We start from the raw sequence: 23387 nt of genomic DNA, 5'->3' as shown, positions 1-23387 counted from the left end.
CGCCCAGTCCGATCACGTCCTGGCCGGCCGCCTTGAGCTCGCGCGCCTTCTGCGACACGGCGATGGTCGGCGACGGCTTGATGCGGGACAGACGTTCTGCGATCAGCGACATGGCTGCGGTCCTCTCGGGGGTCATCGGCCACGCGGGCCGGTCATGGATCGGCGGAACGGTAGGCCGGGGCGCTATCCGATCAGGTGGAGTCGTTGCGCGATCCACCTGGCCGGATAGTGCGCCAGGCGCGGATCGCTGGCAACCGCCGAGGCGGGCTTCCGCGCCTCGGCCGGGGAGGCGCCGCCCCATTCCCGCCGCAAAGCGTCACGCAATCGCCCCCGGTCGGTCCTCGGGCCGCCCCGCGCCGGGTCCCTTATGGCAGCCGGTCAAGCGGTCATTCGCCGTCATGGAGCCGGAAAAACAGGGGGTCGAGCCATGGTTCTGGATCAGAGGCAGCAGGATTTCGATCGAGCGGGGCGCGCGGCGCTCTCGGACTGGGCCGGAGTGGCCCAGGAGGCCCTGGGCGTGGCGGCCCGCGTCCTCGTCGCGGCGCTCCTCGCGATCGGGCTGGTGCTCACGGTGCGGGCGGCCGAAGCGGCCCCGCCGGGCGCGCCGCTGCTGGAGCGCGACGCGCTGCGCGCCGGCCTGTTCTTCAAGTCCGGGCGGACCGACAGGGTGCTCGAGGCGCCGACCTTGGCGAGCGACGTGGCGGTCGAGATTCACGGTCTGGTCGCCCGGGTCACGGTGCGGCAGACCTTCCACAACCCCTCCGGCGCCTGGCTGGAAGGCGTCTATGTCTTCCCCCTGCCGGAGCGCTCGGCGGTCGACGAGCTGGTCATGACCGTCGGCGGCCGGAAGGTCGTCGGCCGGATCATGGAACGGGAGGCCGCGAAGCAGGTCTACCTCGAGGCCGCGCGCGAGGGCCGCCGGGCCGGGCTGCTGGCATCGGCCCGCCCCAACGTCTTCGTCACCTCGGTCGCCAACGTCGGCCCCGGCGAAACCGTTGTGATCGAGATCGGCTACCGGGACCGGATCGCTTTCGAGCGCGGCCGCATGAGCTATCGCTTTCCGATGGTCGTGGCGCCCCGCTTCACGCCGCCGGCGCTGGCGATGGCGCGCGCCCGGCCGCTGCCGCTGCTTGAGGCGCCGAAGGCCCGCGATATCGCGCTGCGCCGGGAGACGGCGGGCGCCGGTGCCCCAGCTAACGGCGCCCCGGCTGGCGGTGCTCCGGCTGGCGGCGGCATGGGTGCCGATCTCTTCGGACCGGTGCGCCATCCGGACCGGGGCCCCGCCAATCCTCTCGGCCTGACCGTGGCGATCGACGCCGGGCGCTCCTTTGCCGGCCTGGAGAGCCCGTCCCACGCGGTCGAGACGACGATGGAGGGGCCGGGGCAGGCCCGCGTCGCTTTAGCCGCGGGCGGCGTCCCGGCCGACCGGGACTTCGTGCTGCAGTGGCGCCCGGCGGTCGGGACGGAACCCGAGGCCGCGCTCTTCGCCGAGGAGAAGAACGGCTCGACCTATCTGCTGCTGGACCTGCTGCCGCCCGCGGCGACCGCCGGCGCGGCGCGGCCGAGCCGGCAGAAGCGCGATCTGATCCTGGTGGTCGACCGCTCGGGGTCCATGCACGGAGTCGCTTTGGACCAGGCGAAACAGGCGCTGGCGCTCGCCCTCGAGAGCCTGGGCCCGGCCGACCGCTTCAACATCCTCTCATTCGCCGGCGACACCCGGACCCTGTTCCAGGGCTCGCGCCCGGCCTCGGCGGCCAACCTGTCGAAGGCGCGCCGCCACGTCGCCGCGCTCCGCGCCGACGGTGGCACGATGATGCGCCCGGCGCTGCACCTGGCCCTCGGCGAGGCCCCCATGCCGGGGTACCTGCGCCAGGTGGTCTTCCTGACCGACGGCTCGGTCAGCAACGAGCACGACCTGTTTCTCGACATCGCGGCCCGGCTCGGCGAGGCGCGCCTCTTCACCGTCGGCCTGGGCTCCGCGCCGAACGGATACTTCATGCGCCGCGCCGCGGAGCTGGGGCGCGGCAGCTTCGTAACGATCAGCAGCCTCGACCAGGTCGCGGGCCGCATGGGCGGCCTGTTCCGCAAGCTCGAGCAGCCGCAGGTGACCGACGTCGCCGTGGAATGGCCGGCGGCCATGAAGCGGGGGCTGACACTCCATCCGGCGGTGCTGCCGGACCTCTACGCCGACCAGCCGATCAGTCTCTCGGCGCGCCTCGAGGGGCGGGCGCTGGCGTCGCTCTCGGGCGACCTGGTCGTTACGGCACGCCGCGGTGGCGTGCTCTGGCGCCGCACGATCTCCCTGGCGGGGCTGCGCCCGGCCCGGGGCGTCGCCGCCATCTGGGCGCGCGAGCGTTTCGCCGAAATCCAGGACGGCGCCTACCGCGGCGTCGACCGCGAGACGATTCGAAGCGAGGCCATCCCCCTCGCGCTCGAGCACCGGCTGGTCACCAGCTACACCAGCCTGGTGGCGGTCGACGAGCCGCCGGCGCGGCCCGAGGCCATGGCAATGAGGCGCCAGCACGTGGACCGAAACCTGCCGGCGGGGATGTCCTTCGACAAGGTCTTCGGCGAGCCCGAGGCCACGATGCGATTGCGGCCGGTGCCGCAGACCCTGCTGCGCGATGCCGCATTCCAGGGTCAGGCCGTCGCCCTGCCCCAGGGCGCGACGCCGGCGCCGGCGCTGCTCGTCGCGGCGGCGGCCCTGTTCGCCTTCGGCGCGGCCTGTCTCCTGGCCGCCCGCCGGCCCCGGCGGAACGGAGCCTGACGGTGGCCGGGCGCCGGCGTCTGCGCCGCGCCGCGGCGGTTCTCGGCCTGGTGTCGCTCGCCGCCGGCCTCCTGCTGCTCGGCCAGGCCGGATGGATCCACGCCAAGGCCCGGCTCGCCGAGGGGCTCGTCGAACGGGCCTGGGACCGTACCCGGACCGCCGGCGGCGGTGTCTTCCCGCCCTGGCCCTGGGCCGACACCTACCCGGTGGCCCGCCTCCGGGCGCCGGCCCGGGGCGTCGACCAGGTCGTGCTCGCCGGAGCGAGCGGCCGGACCCTGGCCTTCGGCCCGGGCCATCTCGACGCCAGCGCGCCGCCGGGCCAGGCCGGCCACGCCGTGGTCGCCGGACACCGGGACACCCACTTCGGCTTCCTCCGGCACCTCCGGTCCGGAGACCTCCTCGAGGTCGAGCGTCCCGACGGCCGCCGGCTGCGCTACCGGGTCGAGGGCAGTCAGGTGGTCGACTCCCGCAGCGCCCGTCTTGCGCCCATCGTGGGGCCGCCCGCGCTCACCTTGATCACCTGCTATCCCTTTGATTCGGTCGATTTCGGCGGGCCGCTGCGCTACCTGGTCTTCGCCCGGGCCCTTCCTAGCCGGAATCAAAGGGCGTTAACCGAAGATTTCTAACCTCTGTCCTAAGATCTCTGAACCAGGCCCTTGTCTGCAGGTTTCACTCCGCCGGTTGAGAAGTCATCGCGATGTCGGTTCTGATCGCATACGAAGTCCAGGTATTCGAGCACGGGCAGTGGCAGATCGAGGCCATACATCCCGACCGGGACACGGCTCTGATGGAGGCCCGGCGCATCGAAGAAGGTGTGCGGCCGCGCGAGACCCGCGTGGTCGAGGAGGTCTACGACCAGACCAGCGGACACACCAAGAGCACGGTGGTCTACACCACGCCCGTCTTGCGGGATGATCGCAAGAAGACGAGGCTGCAGTCTGATCGCTTCCGCGGACGCGCGCTCCGCGAGTTCAGGGGCAAGTAGGACGGGTCGCCGCGACGCGGGATCGCGGCATTCCCGATCCTCACGGTGGTCAGAAACTCAATATAAGTCAGAGGGTTGCTTGCTCATTGCCGCGATCGCCTCCGGTCGCCGGCGCGCTGCCGAGGGCCTCGTGGCGACACGAATCCGGCGTTGAGCTTTCACGCTTTCGGTGTAGGCTTTGTGCTCTGCGTCGTCCGCCACAGGGGAGAGGGACCATGGGTCGGATCGTCGTAAGCCTCTTAGTCGGCTGCGTGCTGGGCGGTTTCGTCGGCTTCGCGGTTGGGATCTTCGTCTACCCCTATATCTTCCTGGCCGACATCGTGGCGGCTGAACGGCTCGACGATCCCGACGCCAGGACGGTGCTGGCGACTGGCGCCTTCATACACGCCGACCCGAACGACCCGGTGCACTACGGCAGCGGCAAGGTGACCCTCTACGAGGACGCGGTGTTTCTCGACCAGGACTTCGAGGTCGGGCCCGGCCCCAAATACCACGTCTATCTCGTGCCCGTGGACGACGTGACGCCGGACACCGACGTCGAAGCCACCGCCTTCGTGGATCTCGGCCGCCTGCGGGCTTTCAAGGGCAGCCAGGTGTTCAAGATCCCCGAGTCGGTCGATCCCGGCGGCTACGCCTCGGTGGTCATCTGGTGCGAGCAGTTCGGGGTGCTGATCTCGCCCGCCCGGCTGGTGTTTCAGCAATCCGGCTGACGTCGCAAGATCCGGCGCAAGATTCGGGTGGACCTGCCGAGCGTGCCCCGAGACCATGGGCCCGACGGAGGGCTCCCATGGCACCATCGCAGGGTTCACAAGTCCGGTCCGACGCGCCGGCCGGCGTCGAGCAGCGCCTCGCCCGGCGCTCCTGGGGCGCGGCCGAAGAGGACTTGGACGAGCGCGGCTACACGGTTCTGGAACGGCTCCTGACGCCGGACGAATGCCGCGGGTTGGGCGGGCTCTTCGCGTGCGACGAGGGATTTCGCAGCACGGTGGTGATGGCGCGTCACGCCTACGGCGAGGGTGTCTATCGCTACTTCGACTACCCGCTGCCGCCGCTCGTCCAGGGGCTGCGCCAGGGGATCTATCGTCGGCTGGCGGCTCTGGCCAACACCTGGTCCGAGCGGCTCCGCCTCAACCTCAGCTATCCCGCGGAGCTCGCCGATTATCTCGCCGACTGCCACGCGGCCGGCCAGACGCGCGCGACGCCCCTGCTGCTCCGCTACGAGCCGGAAGGCCACAACTGCCTGCACCAGGATCGCTACGGCGCGCTCGCCTTTCCGTTCCAGGCGGCGGTCCTGCTCAGTGCGCCGGGCATCGACTTCTCAGGCGGCGAATTCCTGCTGGTCGAGCAGCGGGCGCGCCGCCAGTCCCGAGCCGAGGTCGTGCCCCTGCAGCAGGGCGACGCCGTGATCTTCGCCGGACAGCTGCGCCCGGTGGCTAGCGCCCGGGGTTTCTCCCGCGCGCAGTTGCGCCACGGCGTGAGCCGCGTGACCGAGGGGCAGAGAACCACGCTGGGCGTCATTTTCCACGACGCGCAGTGAGCGCCGCCCCCAAGGCGACCGCGGCATGTCGGAGCCGATCCGGATGCTGGCGTAACACTGCTCCTGGATTAGGAGGTTAACAATTCCCTGCTAGACTGCTCGGCATTTTCCGACCGTGGCTTTCACGACGAAGGTGATTCATGCCGCTCGCCATTTCGCTCTGTCTCGATCCCGCGTCGGCGGACCGCATCACCGAGCTCTGGCGCAGCCTGACGGCCGATGGGCTCCACAACGGATCGGCCTACCGGCCGCATATCACCCTCGGGCTCTACGATACCCTCGACGTGGCCGACGCCAAGCAGCGGCTGGAGCGTTTCGTTGCCGGCAAGCCCATGATGGCGGCGGGCTTCTCCGGCCTGGGTGTGTTTCCCGGCGAGAACAACATCCTCTGGGCCATGCCCGACCCGGACCTGCGTCTGCTCGGCTTTCACGCCGGGCTGCACGATTCGCTGGGCGTGGAAACGCACCCGCACTATCGGGTCGGCAAGTGGGTGCCCCACTGCACCCTGGCCACGGACCTCGATCACGACGCACTGATGCGCGCCTTGACCATGCTCGTGCCGCGGTGGAAGCCTTTCCTGGGCTGGTTCGACCGCATCGACCTGGTCCGCTTCGACCCGGTCGAGGTTCTCTGGCGCTTCGAGCTGACCGCCGCGGACGATCCTGTTTAGCCCACCGCTGTTCAGCCCGCCTTGTGGCGCTCGATCGCGGTCACGAAACGCTCGAAGAGATAGTGGCTGTCCTGCGGGCCGGGCGAGGCTTCCGGGTGGTACTGCACCGAGAACACCGGGCGATCCTTGAGGCGGAGGCCCTCGTTGCTGCCGTCGAACAGGGAGCGGTGAGTCGCTTCGGTACCGTCCGGCAGGGAGTCCTCGACGACGACGAAGCCGTGGTTCTGGCTGGTGATTTCGACCTTACCCGTCGCCAGGTCCTTGACCGGGTGGTTGGCCCCCCGGTGCCCGAGGTGCATCTTCTCGGTGCGCGCGCCCAGCGCCAGGGCCAGGATCTGATGTCCCAGGCAGATACCGAAGACCGGCAGTCCGCGCTCGATCAGCGCCCGGACGGTGGCGACGGCGTAGCGGCCGGTCGCCGCCGGGTCGCCGGGACCGTTGGACAGGAAGACGCCGTCCGGCGCCATCTCGAGGATCCGCTCGGCCGGACAATCTGCCGGCACCACCGTTACCTTGCAGCCGAGCGAGGCCAGGCACCGCAGGATGTTGTGCTTCGCCCCGAAGTCGATCGCCACCACGTGGTGGCGCGGGTTCTCTAGCCTGCCGTAGCCCCCGTTCGGGGACCAGGCGGTTTCCTGCCAGACATAGCTCTGGGTACAGGAGACCTCTTTCGCCAGGTCCATGCCCTCGAGACCGGCCCACGCGCGCGCGGCCTTGCCCATCGAGTCCAGGTTCAGCGCGCCCTCGGGATCGTGACCGATGCAGCCCCGGGGCGCCCCGCCGTCCCTCATCCGGCGGGTCAAGGCCCGCGTGTCTATGCCGCCGAGGCCGACCAGCCCGTGGGTCTTGAGCCAGGCATCGAGAGGCTCGACGGCGCGCCAGTTCGACGGCTCGGTGATGTCCAACCGAAGCACCAGACCGCGCGCGAAGGGCGTGGTCGTCTCCATGTCCTCTCGGTTGGCGCCGACATTGCCGATATGGGGAAAGGTGAAGGTGATGATCTGTCCGGCGTAGGACGGATCGGTCAGGATCTCCTGGTAGCCGGTCATCGAGGTGTTGAAGCAGACCTCGCCGACCGCCTGGCCGGTCGCACCGATGCCGAAACCCTCGAAGACCGTGCCGTCGTCCAGCACCAAGGCGCCGGTGCCGAGCTTCGGCCGGGGTTTCGCGTCGGCCGGCCGCGCGGGCGGGCTCTGGTCGTTCATCGGGCTTCCTTTCGCACGGCTCCGGCGGTCTCGCGGGGCGGGGCGATGGCTTGGCCCCGCGGCGGCGCCTTTTACCAGTCCCGAGCCGCCTTGGCGAGAGGCTCGCGGCGGCGGCTCTCCCGGCGCCTTCCGGTCCGGTCAACTGCCGCCGGCCCGGCCCCGCGGCGAGACCGGCGGTCGAGAGCTTAACCTAATTAAATCAATAAGTTAATTGAAAATCCAGGGTTTGCCATTTGCCGGTCGATCCGCTAGTCTCCCGCGCGTTCAAAAGCAAGGAGGCCCAGCCATGCTGCGTGCCCGCCTAAACGAAGAATTGAAGCAAGCACTCAAAGCGAACGAAAAGATCGCCGTTTCGACCCTGCGCTTGATCTTGGCCGCGCTCAAGGACCGCGACCTGGACGCGCGCGCCAAGGGCAATTGCGATGGGGTCGCGGAGGAAGAAATCCTCGAGCTGCTGCAGAAGATGATTCGCCAGAGGCGCGACTCCATCGAGGCCTATCGCAACGGCGACCGGCCGGACCTGGTCGAGCGGGAGACCAGCGAGATCGAGGTGATCAAGCGCTTCCTGCCCAAGGAGCTCGACGAGGCCGAAGTGGTCAGCGCGGTCGACAACACGATCGAGGAGCTGTCGGCCAACAGCATCAAGGACATGGGCAAGGTGATCGGCGCCTTGAAGCAGCGCTACGCCGGCCGCATGGACTTCGCCAAGGCAAGCCGGATCGCCAAGCAGCGCCTGGCCTGAGGTCCGCTCCGCCAACCTTCCGGCCCGCGAGGGCTGGTGCTCTGACGGTTTGATCGGCTACCTCTGTTCCCCTGCGAACGAGGGAGGGGTGCCGTGACGATCGAAACCATTGCCATCTTGAGCCCTGGCGAGATGGGCGCCGCTGTCGGGCGGGCGCTGAGCCGGGCCGGCCTTTCGGTGATCACCACGCTGGAGGGACGGGGCGGCGCCACCCGGGAACGGGCGGTCGCGGCCGGCTTCCGAGACGGCGGACCGCTGGCCGAGGTGGTCGGCGCGGCCGATATCGTGCTCTCGATTCTTCCGCCCGAGAGCGCTCTCGCGCTCGGCGAAGCCGTGGCGGCGGCGATGCGCGAGTCGGGACGGACGCCGCCCTTCGCCGACTGCAACGCGGTGGCGCCGGAGACGACGGTGCGGATCGGTCAGCTTATCGCGGGCGCCGGCGCCGCCTTCATCGACGGCGGCATCATCGGCGGTCCGCCGAGCGTCGGGGGGCCGCCGACACGCTTTTTCGTCAGCGGCCCCCGCGCCGACCTGATGGGGGTCCTGGACGGCAAGGGTATCGCGGTCAAGCCCTGCGGGCCTGAGATCGGCCGGGCTTCGGCGGTCAAGATGGCCTATGCCGGGATCACCAAGGGGACCAGCGCGCTGCACGCCGCCATGCTGATCGCCGCCGAGCGGCTCGGCGTCGCCGACGCGCTCCACGACGAACTGCAGTATAGCCAGGGCGCCTTCTACCGGCGGATGGAGGCCATGACACCGGCCCTGCCGGCGGTCTCGGCGCGCTACGTCGGCGAGATGCTGGAGATCGCCAAGACCATGGAGTCCTGCGCCCTGACCGCCGGCTTCCACGAGGGCGCGGCCGAGCTCTACCGCCTGCTTGCGCGCTCGCCATTCGCTTCCGAGCGGCGCGACACGGTCGACCCCACCAGAGGCCTGCGCGGGACGGTTGAAGCCTGCGCCGAGGTCGGCGATGGCTAGCGGAGCCGTCGAGTCGGCTCCGCCGCTGTCCCGGCGTGTTTCTTCTTGCTAGACTGCCCTAGTTCCTTCCGTCGCCGGTTCGCCCATGTCCTTTCCGTCCGAGTTTCTCTACGAGATCCGCAATCGGGTCGCCCTCGCGGATTTGATTTCGCGGCGGGTCAAGCTGAAGAAGCGGGGGCGTGAGCACGAGGGGCTGTGCCCGTTCCACAACGAGAAGACCCCTTCTTTCACGGTCAGCGAGGCCAAGGGCTTCTTCCACTGCTTTGGCTGTGGCGCCCACGGCGACGCGATCGGCTGGGTCATGAAGGTCGAGGGCCTCTCCTTTCCCGAGGCGGTCGAGAAGCTGGCCGCCGAGACCGGCCTGGCGATGCCGGAGCGGACCCCGGAGCAGCAGGAGGCGGCCCACCGCCGCGCGGGTCTGCTCGAGGTCCTGGAGGCCGCCGCCCAGTGGTTCCAATCCGAGCTGGCCGGGTCGGGCGGCGCAGAGGCGCGGGCCTATCTCGAGCGGCGCGGCGTCCGGCCGGAGACGGCGGCGGCCTTTCGCCTCGGCTTCGCGCCCGACCGCCGCGGGGCCCTGCGGCTCGCCCTCAACGCCAAGGGCGTCGACGACTCCCAGCTGGTCGAGGCGGGCCTGATCAAGGCGGTCGAGGACGGAGGGGCGCCCCGGGACTACTTCTTCAACCGGCTGATCTTCCCGATCACCAACCGTCGGGGCCGGGTGATCGCCTTCGGCGGCCGGGCGCTCGGCGAGTCCAAGGCCAAGTACCTGAACTCTCCGGAGACGTCGGTCTTTCACAAGGGCCGGGTGCTCTACAACCTCGCGCGGGCCCGCCAGGCGGCGCATGACACCGGCGAGGTCGTGGTCACCGAGGGCTACATGGACGTGATCGCGCTGGCCCAGGCGGGTTTTCCCGCCGCCGTCGCGCCCCTCGGGACGGCGGTCACGGCCGAGCAGGTCGCCGAGCTCTGGCGCCTGGCTCCCGAGCCGCTGCTCTGTCTCGACGGCGATGCTGCCGGGCGCCGGGCCGCCGGGCGGGCCGCGGAAACCGCGCTGCCGGGCCTGGCGCCCGGCCGGTCGCTACGCTTCGCCCTACTGCCCGCCGGCGAGGATCCCGACAGCCTGATCGCCGGCGCCGGCGCGGCGGCGCTCCGGCGAGTCCTCGATTCCGCCCTCGACCTCCAGGACCTGCTCTGGTTCCAGGCCTGCGAGGGCCGGGACCTATCGACCCCCGAGCGCCGGGCCGGCTTGTGGCGGGCGCTGTCGGAGACCCTGGTGACGATCGGCGACAAGGAGGTCCAGGCCGCCTACCGCCAAGCCATGATCGAGCGTTTCGAACAGCAGCTCGGCTACAACCCGGTCACCGGCTGGCGCCGGCGGGCCTCCGGGCCGAACGCCCGGTCGGGGGCAGCGCGGCAGCGGCCCGGGAGTTCTCCCGCCGGCGCAGGCCTCAGACAGCCGCCCGAGGTGCTCCGCCGTCGGCACGAGGAGGTGCTGGTGGCGGCCGCGGTTAACCATCCACAGCTGCTGCTCGACGGCGCCGAGGGGCTCGCCGCCGTCGACTTCGCCGCCGAGGACCTAAGCCTTTTAGTCACGGCGATTTTGGACCAGATGGCGGCGGCGCCGGACCTTGACAGTGATAGTCTGAAGTGCCACCTCTCCCAGCACGGCTTCTCGGATCTGCTAAAAAGTCTGTTAAGTAAGCGCGTTTACATTCACGGCGGCTTCGCACGGCCGGACACGCCCTTCTCGGAGGTTCGGCCCAAATGGACGAAAGTCCTGGCGGATCACCGCCGCTGGGCGGCGCGCAACGAGACTTTGGCGGCGACGCGACGCTTCGCCGAAAGGCCGGATGAAGAAACGCTGGCCTGGCTGCAGGCGCGGCAGCGTTCGGCGGAGGGGGGAGAAAACGATAAGACCGCCATGGACTTCCTGGCGTCAGGGGATGCCGCGGAGTCGTGACGAGAGCTGGATCGGGAGGCGGCCGGCGCAAGGAAGCGGCGTGCCGCGTTTATTCTGGTGTCGAGGGCGCGAGGCAATATGGCGACAAAAGTGAAGGAAAACGCAGCGATCTCCGAGAATCGCGAGGAGTCCGGCGACGGCCCCCTGATGGACGGCGCCAGCGTGGCGGTGAAGAAGCTGCTGCAGAAGGCCAAGGAGCGCGGCTACATCTCGGTCGACGAGCTCAACCAGGCCCTGCCGCCGGACCAGTACTCCTCTGAGCAGATCGAAGACGAGATGGCTCGGCTCAACGAGATGGGCATCTCGGTGGTCGAGAACGAGGAGCAGGAAGACGCTTCCGGGAACGACGACGAAGAGGAATCCAACGCCCGTCCCACCGGCAACCTGGACGACGAGGACATCGGCCGCACCGACGACCCGGTGCGCATGTACCTGCGGGAGATGGGCTCGGTCGAGCTGCTGTCCCGCGAGGGCGAGATCGCCATCGCCAAACGGATCGAGGCGGGGCGCGAGAAGATGATCGGCGGCATCTGCGAGAGCCCGCTGACCTTGATGGCGCTCATGTCCTGGCGCCAGGCCCTGATCGAGAACCAGATCCTTTTGCGCGATATCATCGACCTTGATGCGACCTACGGTGGCGGTCCCAACGACGAGGACATCGCCAAGGAGGAGAGCGGCGAGGCCGACGAGGAAGCAGAGGCGGAGGCGGCCAAGTCGGCGGAGTCGGAAGGCGACGACTCGGACGAGGGCGCGGCCAAGGCCGACGGCGAGGACAAGGAAGGCGGCGAGGGCGGTGAGGGCGCCGAGGGCGGCGACGGCGAGGCCGACGAGGACGACGAAACCAGCATGTCGCTCGCGGCCATGGAAGAGGCGCTGATGCCTCTGGCGCTCGAGATGCTGGACCAGATCGCCAAGACCCACGGCAAGCTGACCAAGGCTCAGGAGAAGCGCCTCGCGCATCTCCAGAAGGGCGAGCAGGTGCCGCCCCAGGTCGAGAAGCGCTACCAGAAGCTGCAGGCCGAGCTGGTCGAGCAGATGAAGGAGGTCCGCTTCAACAACTCGCGCATCGAGCAGCTGGTCGATCAGCTCTACGGCCTCAGCCGCCGCCTGGTCGGGCTCGAGGGCAAGCTGCTGCGCTTGGCCGAGAAGAGCGGCGTGGCGCGCGACGAGTTCCTCAAGCACTACTACGGCCGCGAGCTCGACCCGCGCTGGACCAGCCGGGTCAAGCGCCTGACGGGCAAGGGCTGGAGCAAGTTCGCCGAGCGCTACGGCGACGAAATCAAGGATATCCGCAAGGACATCAACAACGTCGCCGACGAGGTCAGCCTGCCGATCAGCGAGTTCCGGCGCATCGTCAACACGGTGAAGTCCGGCGAGCGCGAGGCCTCGAAGGCCAAGACCGAGATGGTCGAGGCCAACCTGCGCCTGGTGATCTCGATCGCCAAGAAGTACACCAACCGCGGCCTCCAGTTCCTCGACCTGATCCAGGAGGGCAACATCGGCCTGATGAAGGCGGTCGACAAGTTCGAGTACCGCCGCGGCTACAAGTTCTCGACCTACGCCACCTGGTGGATCCGCCAGGCGATCACCCGCTCGATCGCCGACCAGGCACGCACCATCCGCATCCCGGTGCACATGATCGAGACGATCAACAAGCTGGTGCGCACCAGCCGCCAGATGCTGCACGAGATCGGCCGCGAGCCGGCGCCGGAAGAGCTCGCCGAGCGCCTGGTCATGCCGCTCGAGAAGGTGCGCAAGGTCTTGAAGATCGCTAAGGAGCCGATCTCCCTCGAGACGCCGATCGGCGACGAGGAGGACAGCCACCTGGGCGACTTCATCGAGGACAAGAACGCCGTCCTGCCGCTCGACGCGGCGATCCAGTCGAACCTGCGCGAGACCACGACCCGGGTGCTGGCCAGCCTGACTCCGCGCGAGGAGCGCGTGCTCAGGATGCGCTTCGGCATCGGCATGAACACGGACCATACCCTGGAAGAGGTCGGCCAGCAGTTCTCGGTCACCCGCGAACGTATCCGCCAGATCGAGGCCAAGGCGCTCCGCAAGCTCAAGCACCCGAGCCGCTCGCGGAAACTGCGGTCCTTCCTGGACACCTGACCCGGCCGCTTTCTCCGGTCCCGAGTTGGACGCGCTGCTGAAGCGCGGCCGGGAGCGGGGCTGGGTCACGGTCGGCGAGGTGAACGCGGCTCTCCCGCCCGACCGCGTGACCCCCAAAGAGATCGCCGCGAGCATGCGCCGGCCCTCCGTTTAAGGCGCTCGTTCCTGAGGGAATGTGACTCAATAAAGACTCCGCCGACTCGACGCTCGGGCGCTTTAATGGCCCGAGACTCTGCAAGAAAGAAGCGCACTGCGTCGGCCACCATGCCGTGTCGCGGTGACACAGCAAGGGCACAGTCTTTTCTGGCTAAAACGCCTGGACGATGATTCTTATGTGGTAGTCTGCGAACGAGGGCGATTCGCGGGGAAGTCTTTGGGGGACGCGGGACCGTGGCTAGGATTCTCTTGACCGATGCCGTCGTGGCCGAGGCCAAGCCCTTGGGGCGTGGGCGGCTGGAGCTCTGGGACGAGGCGCTGTCCGGCTTCGGCCTGAGGGTCAACGAGGGCGGCAGCAAGACCTGGCAGCTGATGTACCGCTTCGAGGGCCGCAAACGGCGCATGGCCCTGGGCGCTTATCCCGCCCTTTCGCTCGACCACGCGCGGGACGCCGCCATCGCGGCCCTGCGCGACCTGGGCAAGGGGCGCGATCCGGCGGCGCAGCGCGCCGAGGTGTCCGGCGGTCCGCTCAGCTTCGAGGCCTTCGCCCGGGCCTACCTAGAACGCTACGCCAAGCGCAAGAAGCGCTCGTGGACCGCCGAGGCCGGCATGATCGAGCGCGACCTGCTGCCGGCCTGGGGCCGGCGGCCGGCGGCGGGCATCGCCCGGCGCGACGTGATCGCGCTGCTCGAGCAGGTCATGGCGCGCGGCCATCCCTACGCGGCGAACCGCCGCCTCGCGCTGATCCGCAAGATGTTCGCCTGGGGCGTCGAGGTCGACCTGCTGCCGGCCACGCCGGTCGCCGGCATCCGGCCGCCGGCCCGCGAGGAGAATCGCGAGCGGGTGCTGGACGACGACGAGGTCGCCGCGCTCTGGCCGGCCTGGACGCGCATGGGCCTGCCCTTCGGCCCGCTGTTCAAGCTGCTGCTGCTGACCGGGCAGAAGCGCAGCGACCTCGCCGCCCTGCGGCTCTCCGATATCGCGCTGGCCGACCAGGTCTGGCGCCCGCCGCCTCTCGGCAAGAACGCGGCGCGGCCCCACGAGCTGCCGCTCTCGACCTTCGCGATCGAGATCCTGACCTCGATGCCGCGTTCGGACAGCCTCTTCGTCTTCCCGTCGCGCGACCAGCCGGGGCGGCACGTAAGCGGCTATTCCAAGGCCGCCGAACGGGCTCGCCGTTTGTCGGGTGTCGAGGACTGGCGGCTCCAGGATCTGCGTCGCACGGCGGCGGTCGGCATGGCGGGCGAGGGGGCGTCGGCGGAAGTGCTGGACCAGATCCTCAACGTGCGCGGCTTCGCCGGCGCCGGCCTGCGCGGCATCTATCGCCAGGCGCGCCTGGCCGAGGAGAAGCGGGCCGCGTTGGAAGCCTGGGGCGAACGCGTACGGCGCATCGTCGAGCCCGCTTTGGCCGTCGGCGGGATCGCGCCGGGGGCCATCAGGCCGGGTCACAGTGCCGGCCAGGACGTCCATCCGACCTGAAATCGGTTGGAACATGCACCGGTACCCGGCAGATTTCTTCCTCACCAAATTGGCCGATAAACAACTATTTTCATTGGTATTTATCTGCATTATTCGGAATAAAAGCACGTCATTTTCAATCACGTGCTCTTATGGCGCTTCGCAGGCCGGCTCGTTCCGTTCTAGACTTGCACCATGGAGGTGACGCTGCTCGGGACCGGCTGTCCCGTACCCCACGTGGACCGTTTCGGTCCGGCCCAGATCGTCCGCCACGGCGACACGACGATCCTGATCGACTGCGGCTCGGGCGTGACCCAGCGCCTGCTCGCCGCCGGCTCCTCCGGGCCGCGGATCGACGAAATTCTCCTGACCCATCTCCATTCGGATCACATCGTCGACCTGTTCCAGCTGGTCGTGTCGAGCTGGCATCAGGGCCGCGACCGCCCCCAGGTGATCTACGGCCCGCCGGGCACACGCTCTTACGTCGACGGCCTGATGGCGCTCTGGCGGCCGGAGCTGGAGCAGCGCATCGCCCACGAGCGGCGGCCCTCGACCCTGGCGCTCGAGGTCGAGGTGCGGGAGATCGCGGACGGCGACCATCTAGCGCTGAGGGATCTCCGGGTCGACGTGGTGGCGGTTGACCACGCGCCGGTCCGCCACGCCTTCGGCTTCCTGTTCCAGGGCGCGGGGCCGGACGGGCCGGGCGCCGGCCCGCGCATCGCGCTGAGCGGCGATACTCGCCGCTCGCCGGCCCTGATCGAAGCGGCGCGCGGCGCCGAGGTGCTGGTCCACGAGGTCTTCGTCCATCGCGAGCTGCCAGTCATCCCCGGAGTCCGCAGCGCCGAGACCGTCGCCCAGGTCGCCGGCTACCACACGCTCTCCGGCGAGGTCGGCAAGATCGCCGCCGAGGCCGAGGCCGGCTGTCTCGTCCTGACCCACTTCGTGCCGCCGAGCTGCGACCGCCGGGCCCTGCTCGAGGAGGTCGCGGCCGACTTCCCCGGCCCGGTGATTCTGGGCGAGGACCTCATGACCATCGACGCGGCGAAGCGCCAGGTGCGGATGGCCGACGGGGCTGTGCTGAGCCTGGGACGGCGAGGCTGAGTTCCGGAGACCGCCGCCCCTTTGCCCCCCGGGGCCGGATCTGATATCTCAGCCCCGGGCCCGTAGTTCAGCGGTTAGAACCCGCCGCTCATAACGGCGTTGTCGCAGGTTCGAATCCTGCCGGGCCCACCACGCGGTCAACTGCCGCCGGTCCGGCGACCAAGCACATCTTCGGGTGCGCCGGCTCACTCGAAGGCGCATTCGAGCGCCATGAGACCGCTGCAGTTTCTCTTCTTCCCGGCGGGCCTGCCGCCCTCTGCGCCGGCGGTCCTGTCCTTTTCGGCAGCGCCGGTCGCACGGTCGGTCACAACGATGGGACCGTTTCCGGTCATAACGGTGAGCGGTGGCAGCTCGCCGATCCCGCCGGTGATGGTCGGCACCGAGGCTTTCGACACGCCCGATTGAAGGGGCCACACGCCCAGCTCGGTGAGCCGCTGGCGGGCCATCGGATCGCCGGCATCGGCCGCCAGGACGAGGTAGTATGACGCCGTCTTGGTGTTTCTCGGCACGCCGGTGCCGCGCTCATACATCAAACCGAGCCGCGCCATGGCGCCCGGCTGGTTCTGGTCCGCGGCGCGCTTGAACCACTCGGCGGCGCGGGCCGGATCCCGCGGCAACCCGCCGAGGCCGTTGTAGTACATGTGGCCGACGCCCGTCTGACCGCCGGCATGGCCCCGGCGGCCGGACTCCATGTACCAGAATCGCGCCTGATTGAGATCCTTGGCCACTTCGCCGTAGCCCCGGTGATAGACCCGCGCCATTAGATAGGCCGATTCGGCATCGCCCCGTTCCCCCGCTTCGAGCAGGTAGGACAGCACGGCAGAGGCAAAATGCTGCTGGACCAGCTCGCGAATGCCGTCTGCGCGGACCGCCGCGACCGGCCGGAACGACACGTCGTCGCCCATGACCTTGAGCATGGCACGCATCGAGATGACCTCGAGCCATCGGCCGTCGTTGCCGAGCTTGCGATGGACGATCGCCAGGTCCTCGTAGACCTGCCGGTCCCCGAAGTGCGTGTCGGCCGCCTCCTCGAGGAAGGTCGCCGCCAGTGAGTAGTTGCCCATGGCCAGATAGACCCGTCCGAGGTCCAGGGCATGATCCGGCTTCTCCTCCTCTCCGGCCAACTCGTAGGCGCGGAAGAAGGCCTGCTCGGCTCGCGGCAGCTGGCCCATTCGCTGACGTGACAAACCAAGCAGCCGGTACGCCTGTATATCGTCGGGCTGGGCCTGCACCACCTTCTCCAGAATGGCGGCGGCCAGTCCATAACGTTCGAGCGAGAAGTAGTTGCCGGCCAGCCGCTTCTCCGCGCCGGTCTGCGACCCCAGTTCGATCGACCGCCGATTGGCGGCGATCGCCTCCTCCCACTGGCCGAGGCCGGCGTGGGCGATCGCGATCAGGTCCAGGTTGTCGGAGTTCTCCGGTTCGATCGCTTCTGCCTGCCGCGCGTAGGCGAGGGCGTCCTGGTAGCGGCCCGCTTCGCTGGCGGCGATGGACTCTTCGCGGTAACCCGCGGCGAGCGCCGCGACCTCCGAGCGCGCGACCGGATTGACCGGATCGATCGCGAGAACCGCCCGGTACTTGTCCAAAGCCGAATCGCCGGCCGGCTCCATGACCCGCCCGGCCGCCGCCAGGCGTTCGGCCTGCTTCAGGAGGTCGGCGATCTCGGCCAGCTCCGACGCCGACAAGGGCTTGGCCTTCTCGATCGGCTGGTCGCCGCTCGACTGCGATCCCGAACCATCCCAGAGATCCACGCCGGAGCAGGCAACGGCGCCGCCGAACAGGAGGGCGGCGATGACCGCCAGCCGTCCGCAGGAGCGGCCGATCGAGGTGAGCCTCTTGGCGGCGCGGGCCGGCCGGTCGCCGGACAGCGAGAATGCTTCAAACGTCATAGGGTGCTCTCGTAAAAGCCTTGACGGACACCCTGGCTCCGGCCCGCCGGGCCGGACCCTATGCATCAAAAGATGGCTGAAATAGTGCAGCGGGGCGAAGTGATAGTCAAATGGGGCCCCAGTGACCTCGTTGCCGCCCACCCGCAAAGTGGATATCGTGGCTGTCGACGCTAGAGACACGCAAGGGGCGACAGCAGCAGGCGCGGTCCAAGACCGCACTTCGCAGAGGCGGAGGGTTCGCCCCATAAAGAATGTCCATGCGCGAGCAAGCAACGGGGGCGAGTGATGCGGCTTTTCCCCATAGGGTGCCTCGCCATTCTGGCGTTGCTGACGCCGGCGGCCTCGCCGACAGCGGAAGCGGCGGGCGAGGCTGTGACGCAGAAGCCGCCCGCGCCGGAAGCGACGGCGACGCTGAGGCTCGCGCAGAGCTCTCTCCCGCCCGGCTCCGATCTGACGCGCGTGACCTCGCAGGCCGCCGACGGCGCGACGATCACGCTGGGGGCCGGCGCCTACCCCGGTGTCATCCTGGCCCAAGGCAAGAGCCTCGTGATCAAGGGCGATCCGGGCGGCGGGACGGTGTTGACCGGCGCCGATGCTCAGATGATCGTCCAGGCGGTCGACGGCGGCAGGCTCGAGGTTAGCCACGTCACCTTCGAGCCCCGGGCCGGAGACGGATTGGCGGCCTATGTCGCCAAGGCGGAGGTAAGCTTCGCCGATTGTCAGGTCAAGGGTTCGGCCAACCCCGCCTTCTACGTCGACGGCGGGCGCGTCGCACTGGTGCGCTGCGAACTGCGTGGCCTCCAGGACGTTGGCCTCGCGGCGACCAACCGGTCGACGGTGACGGTCCGCGACAGCCTGATCTCGGGCGCGGCAAAGGGCGGCATCCTGCTCGTCGGGGAGAGCCGGGGCACCGCGACGGGAACGCGCTTCGAGAAGGTCGGCGGTCAGGTCATTCGGGTCTCGGAAGGCTCCTCGGTGACCGTCGCCGACAGCCACATCGCGGACGGCCAGGGCCGCGGTGTCGTCGTTGCCGGCGGTGCCGCGGAGATCTCCGGGACTCGTTTCGAGAACCTCGCCGACATCGGGGTGCTCGGCGCCGGCGGGGCGCGCATCGCCGTTTCTCGTTCCGAGTTCACCGCGCTGCCGGCGACGGCAATCCACATGCAGCAGGGCGAGCGCCTGGCGGTTGAGGAATCGGAATTTCGCAACGTGGGGGGTGCGGTCTTCACCGGAGAAGGCCGGACCGCCGTCACGATCGAGGGCAATGAGGGCCGTGGGCTGCAGGGCGACGCGCCGGCATTCACGATCCAGACTTCCGGTCGGCTGGAAATCCGAAACAACCTGGTCGTCGAAGCCGGTGCGGGCATTGTCGTGCAGGCGGAGTCCTTGGCGGCCATGGCCGAGATCTCCGGGAACAGGCTTATCAAGATCCGTGGCCCGGGGATGTCGTTGAGCGCGGCGCGGGAAGGTGGTGGTCCCGGAATCCGCCTGTCCGGCAACCGCGTCCTCGGCTCCGGCGGCAGCGCCGTGTTGCTGGACGCGAGCCCGGCGAGCGAGGTCACCGGCAACCTGCTGCTGTCCGCCGGCGGCTACGGCATGGCGATGCAGAGCGGCGCCACCGCGGCGCTCGAGGGAAACCTCCTCGCCGGCGCCAAGGGCGCGCTCTTCGTACACGCCAGCGCGGGCGACGCTACGCACCTCGGGGCCGACATCCTGATCGGCGAGACCGTCGCCGAGCGCCCGCTACGGCGGGAGGCGTCTACCGCCAGACTGCGGTTCGTTTACGACGGCGAGCAGAGGGCGCGGCAACTGGTCGAGGCCCGGGAAGAAGTGCTGAGTGCCGTCAACGGCGCGGCAGACGACCTCGCGCCTGTGGAAGCGGCGGTTGCGGCGCTATTTGTGCTCGCTGACCAGGTCCGCGCCGAGGCGAAGGCCTTGGCCGCGATCGAACTGCGTTCCTTCGACCGGGTCGGCGAACCTTTCGCGGCGGCCTTCGGCATCTACGAAGGCGGCGAGGAGGTCTTCGCCAGCGACCCGACGCGCCAAACGGCGATCGTAAGGCCGGGTCGCTACACCGTGCTCCCCTATCTCGACCCTGAGCAGACGACAGAAGCGACGGTCGGCCCGGGCGAGACCAAGGTGCTGGAGAGCCAAATCGCCGATCACCAGGTGCTGACCTTCGGCCCCCTGCGGCACGGCGACCCGACGACGCCCAGGCCTCTCGCGCTGAAACAGGCGCAAGACATGGCCCGCGCGCTGGGCGGCTACCGCGACGCCTTTCCCTTCGACTACATTGCCGTCTCGCGGCCCGGCACGGACGCGCCGGCGCGCCGACGTGCCCTGGAGCTCGCTCGCCAGGCCCTGGCCGGCATGCAGCCGCGCTTCGTGACCTTGACCGGCGAGTACGCGACGGCGAGCGCCAAGCCCTATGACGAACGCAACGAAGAGGAGAAAGCGGCTTTCAGCAAGGCAGCGAACGCGGTCGAGAAGCTGCGTTCGGATTTCATTTTGCCCGCCAGGATCCTCGCCGCCTTGGGCGCCGAGAGCGACGCCCGCGATCTCGTGGAGGGCGTCCTGGCCGCCGACCTGCACGCCGACAAGCGCTTGGCCGTCGCCGCCCATATCGAGAACCGCCTGGGTATCCTTGATCGTGGCGCCCTGATCGAATCGCTCACCCGGGGCAGCCCCGTCGTGGCGACTTGGAGTGCGATCCATCTCCGGTACTTCGGCATCGACACCGGGATCCCCGTGCTGTTGGAGGCTTTGCGGAACCCCGGGAACGATAGCCTCGCCGCCCGCGCGGCGCGTGCGCTTCTCGGAGTCGCGAGCCAGGAAGTGCTCGTCGCCATGCGCGGTGTCGTTGCGGCGCCCTGGAACGCCGATCGGACCTTTGCTCATGGCGCCATGATACCGGCGGCCGCCTACCTGCTGGCCCACGGCAATGAAGATGACCACCGCCGGGTCTCAGGACTGACCCTGGCGACGGACGCGGCGCCGATGTTGACGTTGGTGGTGCGCGACCCGAAGCCGGTGATCGACTATCTGCGGGGCTCGATGCTGAGCTTCGATCCGGGGGTCGTCGAGTATATGACCACCCAGTTCGCCGAGGACCTGGCGGCGCTGTGTCCCTTGCTGCGCGACCTGCCGCGGCGAGACCGCTTCGGGGCCTACAACGCGCTCGAAGACGCTTTCATCGATCTCTTCGTCCAGTTCAACCTCTCCGGACGCGGCCCCGGCAGCGACGCGAAGTCGGGCCGCACCTTGTACAGCCTCTACGCCAGCCAATGCATCGCCAGCGGCTCCACGGCCGCCGTGGCCTACGAGAAGAATGACGTTTTCTTGCGGTTCCAGAAATGGATCCCCAGACCGTGGGCCCGCGAGGAGACGATCAAGAACCCGTGGTACTGGAACAACAGCCGTCTCGACCTGATGGCGCATCCCGCGCTGGCCGACGCCGTGACCAGGCACCATCCGACGGCAAGCGAGAAGAGGGAACTGTTCCTCGCCTATCACGCGGTCGCCAAGAACGTCGGGATCGACAACCTGGACCGCTTGCCGAACGGCGCCGAGCGCCGCGCGGTGCTGGTCACGAACCCGGACGATCCGCCGGGCGCCCTGGCGGCGGTGGTCGCCGTGCGGCCGGAAATCATCGACGACAAGCTGCGCGTCTCGCTGTCCTTCGACCTCGCCTCGCACACGCAGTCGTCGCTGGCCACGATGATCTCGCCGCCCAAACGCAGCTTCCAGCAATACTTGGCGACTCGGGGAAAGACCCTGATCAAGTCGGTCTCCGCGCGGCGCGAGGGCCGGGTAACGCCACTGGTCGCCAGCGGCGAGGATGGCGATGGCGGGTTCGTCTACCAGGCCGAGATCGCCCCCGGTGACCTGCGCAACCTCGAGCTCGATGTGGTCCTGCAGATCTTCGAAACGGAATGGCCGCTGACCGTAGGCCTCTACGCCAGCGACTATGGTCGCGCCCTCAATGGCGCGCTCCAAGAGGTTGCCCGGACCCGGTCCGCCGCCGCCGCGGAGCCGGGCAATCCGGACCTCGAAACCGCCTGGGCCGATGCCTTGCGCGCGGCGGGCCGGCTGGGCGAGGCGCGCAGGCGCTATGAAGCGGTCCTGTCGGGTCAAGCCGGCAACGTCGATCTCTGGTTCAAGCTCAGCGAGATGTACCGCGAGCGCGGCCTTCATGCCGAGGCTGTCTCCGTGCTGCAGGCCGCGGTGGCGGCGGTGCCCGAGGATGCCGATCTCTGGTTCGAGCTGGCCAACAGCCTCTACCTGAGCGGAGACTATGCGCCCGCGGGCGAAGCCTTCGCCGAGCTGGCACGGCTGGAAGCCGAGGGTGAGCGGTGGCGTTGGTGGCAGGCGACCAACCTGTTCCTGGCCGGCGAAACCCGCTCGGCGCTCGCCATCTACCGCGATGCGCCGGTGAAGTACCAGCGCCGGCGCACCGTGCTGCTCCGCTTTGTCGCCGCATCGCTCGTCGGCGACGAGGCGGAGATCGCCGCCGCCAGGGCGCTGGTCGAGAGGACGCTGGCCGGCCGGGAGGAGATGACCGAGGGGCTGCTGTACCGCTACGTTCTGCAATCGGCAACGCTCGAGGAGGTCTTCGCGGTCGCCAAGAAGCCGGCGGAGCAATGCCAGGCCCACGTCTACGGCGGATACGGCTATCTGCTTTCCGGGAACCGGGAGTCCGCGATCGAGAGGCTGGAGTCGGCCTTGGCGATCTGCCCGCTCAACAGGCTGGAGTACCGCTTCGCCGCTGCGGAACTCGGCCGGATGCGCGAGGCGCGATGACAACCGGGCCGCATAGACACACCGCGCCGCGCCGGTCCTTCTGGCTGCGTCTCTGCCTTGCGGCCGCCCTGACCGCGCCCCTCGCCCTGGTGCCGGTCTACGCGCCGCCGGTCGGGCCGGCCTACGCCGACATGCATGACGACGGCGATGAAGACGCGCCGGTGCGGCGCAAGCGCCGCGACAAGGACCGGGAAGCGGAAAAGCCCGAGCCGCGTTCGAGCGGGACCATCAAGACGCGCTCGTCCGGCGGAATCATCGGCGGTCTCGGCGGCGGCGGAGGCTCCGGTGGCGCCGCGACGCCGGGTCCCGACGCCGGGCCCGACATGCTGGTGGTCGAGCGCCGACCGGCCGGGAGCGGCAGCGGCATGACGGGCGGCCCCGGCGGCGGCAAGGACAGTGCGGGCGGCGGCACGAAGGATCGTGCGAACGGCGGCAGCGGTGACCCCGATGAGGACGGCCCCACGCGGGCGACCGGCGACCGCCCCGCGGGCGGCGACGCCGGGGCCGGCTCGAACGAAACCGGCGGTGAGAGCCAGGACACGGTGCGGGCCTCGCTCACCCACGGCGAAGAAGCAGCGCCCGGTGCGGTTCGCGACCAGCGCTCGACCGACTGCGATACGATCAGCCTGACCCACGGGGTGCAGTGCGTCGCCGTCAGGATGGACGGCGCCGGCGCCAGCGGCGGTGCGGCCAGCGAGGATCCGGGCAGAGCGACGGCATACCTGGACATCGATATCAGGTCGGTTCTGACATCGACCGACGGCGAGCGGACTTTCGACCTGACTCTGGACACCGGGCGACCGCTGCTCGTTCTGCCGGAGAACCTGAGTGCCAGATCACGGCGCCAGGTGGTCGCCGACATGGCCCTCGTGATGGCCCGCCTCCGCGCCTTCGCCAAGACCCTGAACCCGGAACAGAGCCGCCGCCTCAAGATCGAGAAGAAGGTGACCCTGCGTCTGCGCAGCCCCTTCGCCGGTCTGATAAAGCTAAAGCTCGTCGGGCCGGTGCGGGTGCCGGTACGCTACC

General features: G+C 69.3%; 16 protein-coding genes and 1 tRNA gene. 15 read left to right on the top strand and 2 right to left on the bottom strand.

Annotated features, from left to right (window positions below):
- Positions 1 to 427 precede the first annotated feature (427 nt).
- From QNJ67_19420 to QNJ67_19395, 6 genes are all read left to right on the top strand, one after another.
- Complete coding sequence (locus tag QNJ67_19420) at positions 428 to 2767, top strand: marine proteobacterial sortase target protein (protein ID MDJ0611154.1); 2340 nt, start codon at positions 428 to 430, stop codon at positions 2765 to 2767.
- 2 nt (positions 2768 to 2769) lie between these two features.
- Positions 2770 to 3393 carry a class GN sortase gene (locus tag QNJ67_19415; GenBank protein MDJ0611153.1) on the top strand — a complete coding sequence of 208 codons (624 nt, stop codon included), beginning with the start codon at positions 2770 to 2772 and terminating at the stop codon, positions 3391 to 3393.
- 71 nt (positions 3394 to 3464) lie between these two features.
- Positions 3465 to 3752: a hypothetical protein gene (locus QNJ67_19410; GenBank protein ID MDJ0611152.1), complete on the top strand. Its 288-nt coding sequence runs from the start codon at positions 3465 to 3467 to the stop codon at positions 3750 to 3752.
- A 215-nt stretch (positions 3753 to 3967) separates the two neighbouring features.
- Positions 3968 to 4462: a DM13 domain-containing protein gene (locus QNJ67_19405; GenBank protein MDJ0611151.1), complete on the top strand. Its 495-nt coding sequence runs from the start codon at positions 3968 to 3970 to the stop codon at positions 4460 to 4462.
- 77 nt (positions 4463 to 4539) lie between these two features.
- Positions 4540 to 5289, top strand: a complete 750-nt coding sequence (locus QNJ67_19400; GenBank protein MDJ0611150.1) for a 2OG-Fe(II) oxygenase — start codon at positions 4540 to 4542, stop codon at positions 5287 to 5289.
- Between the two features lie 140 nt (positions 5290 to 5429).
- Complete coding sequence (locus tag QNJ67_19395) at positions 5430 to 5960, top strand: 2'-5' RNA ligase family protein (protein MDJ0611149.1); 531 nt, start codon at positions 5430 to 5432, stop codon at positions 5958 to 5960.
- An 11-nt stretch (positions 5961 to 5971) separates the two neighbouring features.
- Here QNJ67_19395 and carA read toward each other — a convergent pair whose 3' ends face one another.
- Positions 5972 to 7165 (bottom strand): glutamine-hydrolyzing carbamoyl-phosphate synthase small subunit, encoded by a 1194-nt coding sequence (gene carA / locus QNJ67_19390; protein MDJ0611148.1) that lies wholly within the window; start codon positions 7163 to 7165, stop codon positions 5972 to 5974.
- A 286-nt stretch (positions 7166 to 7451) separates the two neighbouring features.
- On the opposite strand from carA, the gene QNJ67_19385 reads away from it, so the two are divergent.
- The 7 genes from QNJ67_19385 to QNJ67_19355 all read left to right on the top strand — a co-directional run bounded on the left by QNJ67_19385 (position 7452) and on the right by QNJ67_19355 (position 15804).
- On the top strand, positions 7452 to 7907 hold the full coding sequence (locus QNJ67_19385) for a GatB/YqeY domain-containing protein (GenBank protein MDJ0611147.1): 456 nt from the start codon (positions 7452 to 7454) through the stop codon (positions 7905 to 7907).
- Between the two features lie 93 nt (positions 7908 to 8000).
- Positions 8001 to 8885 (top strand): DUF1932 domain-containing protein, encoded by an 885-nt coding sequence (locus QNJ67_19380; protein ID MDJ0611146.1) that lies wholly within the window; start codon positions 8001 to 8003, stop codon positions 8883 to 8885.
- A gap of 85 nt (positions 8886 to 8970) precedes the next feature.
- Positions 8971 to 10845 carry a DNA primase gene (gene dnaG / locus QNJ67_19375; protein MDJ0611145.1) on the top strand — a complete coding sequence of 625 codons (1875 nt, stop codon included), beginning with the start codon at positions 8971 to 8973 and terminating at the stop codon, positions 10843 to 10845.
- Between the two features lie 78 nt (positions 10846 to 10923).
- Positions 10924 to 12957, top strand: coding sequence for an RNA polymerase sigma factor RpoD (gene rpoD, locus QNJ67_19370; GenBank protein MDJ0611144.1), 2034 nt, complete (start codon positions 10924 to 10926; stop codon positions 12955 to 12957).
- A gap of 390 nt (positions 12958 to 13347) precedes the next feature.
- Positions 13348 to 14592, top strand: a complete 1245-nt coding sequence (locus QNJ67_19365) for an integrase arm-type DNA-binding domain-containing protein (protein MDJ0611143.1) — start codon at positions 13348 to 13350, stop codon at positions 14590 to 14592.
- A gap of 174 nt (positions 14593 to 14766) precedes the next feature.
- The gene (locus QNJ67_19360; protein MDJ0611142.1) at positions 14767 to 15672 is read left to right on the top strand and encodes an MBL fold metallo-hydrolase; all 906 of its coding nucleotides are present in this window, start codon (positions 14767 to 14769) and stop codon (positions 15670 to 15672) included.
- Positions 15673 to 15728: 56 nt separating this feature from the next.
- Positions 15729 to 15804, top strand: a tRNA-Ile gene (locus QNJ67_19355).
- Between the two features lie 53 nt (positions 15805 to 15857).
- Here QNJ67_19355 and QNJ67_19350 read toward each other — a convergent pair.
- Positions 15858 to 17561 (bottom strand): hypothetical protein, encoded by a 1704-nt coding sequence (locus QNJ67_19350; GenBank protein ID MDJ0611141.1) that lies wholly within the window; start codon positions 17559 to 17561, stop codon positions 15858 to 15860.
- A gap of 285 nt (positions 17562 to 17846) precedes the next feature.
- Here QNJ67_19350 and QNJ67_19345 point away from each other — a divergent pair, with 285 nt between their 5' ends.
- Positions 17847 to 22361 (top strand): right-handed parallel beta-helix repeat-containing protein, encoded by a 4515-nt coding sequence (locus tag QNJ67_19345; protein MDJ0611140.1) that lies wholly within the window; start codon positions 17847 to 17849, stop codon positions 22359 to 22361.
- Positions 22358 to 23387 (top strand): hypothetical protein (locus QNJ67_19340; protein ID MDJ0611139.1); only part of this gene is annotated, 1030 nt, incomplete at its 3' end. The genes QNJ67_19345 and QNJ67_19340, both read left to right, overlap by 4 nt.

The sequence above is a fragment of the Kiloniellales bacterium genome, from assembly GCA_030064845.1.
Classification (GTDB): Bacteria; Pseudomonadota; Alphaproteobacteria; order Kiloniellales; family JAKSDN01; genus JASJEC01.
The sequence above is the reverse complement of the archived record's forward strand: the minus strand, read 5'-3'. Positions and strand labels throughout refer to the sequence as shown.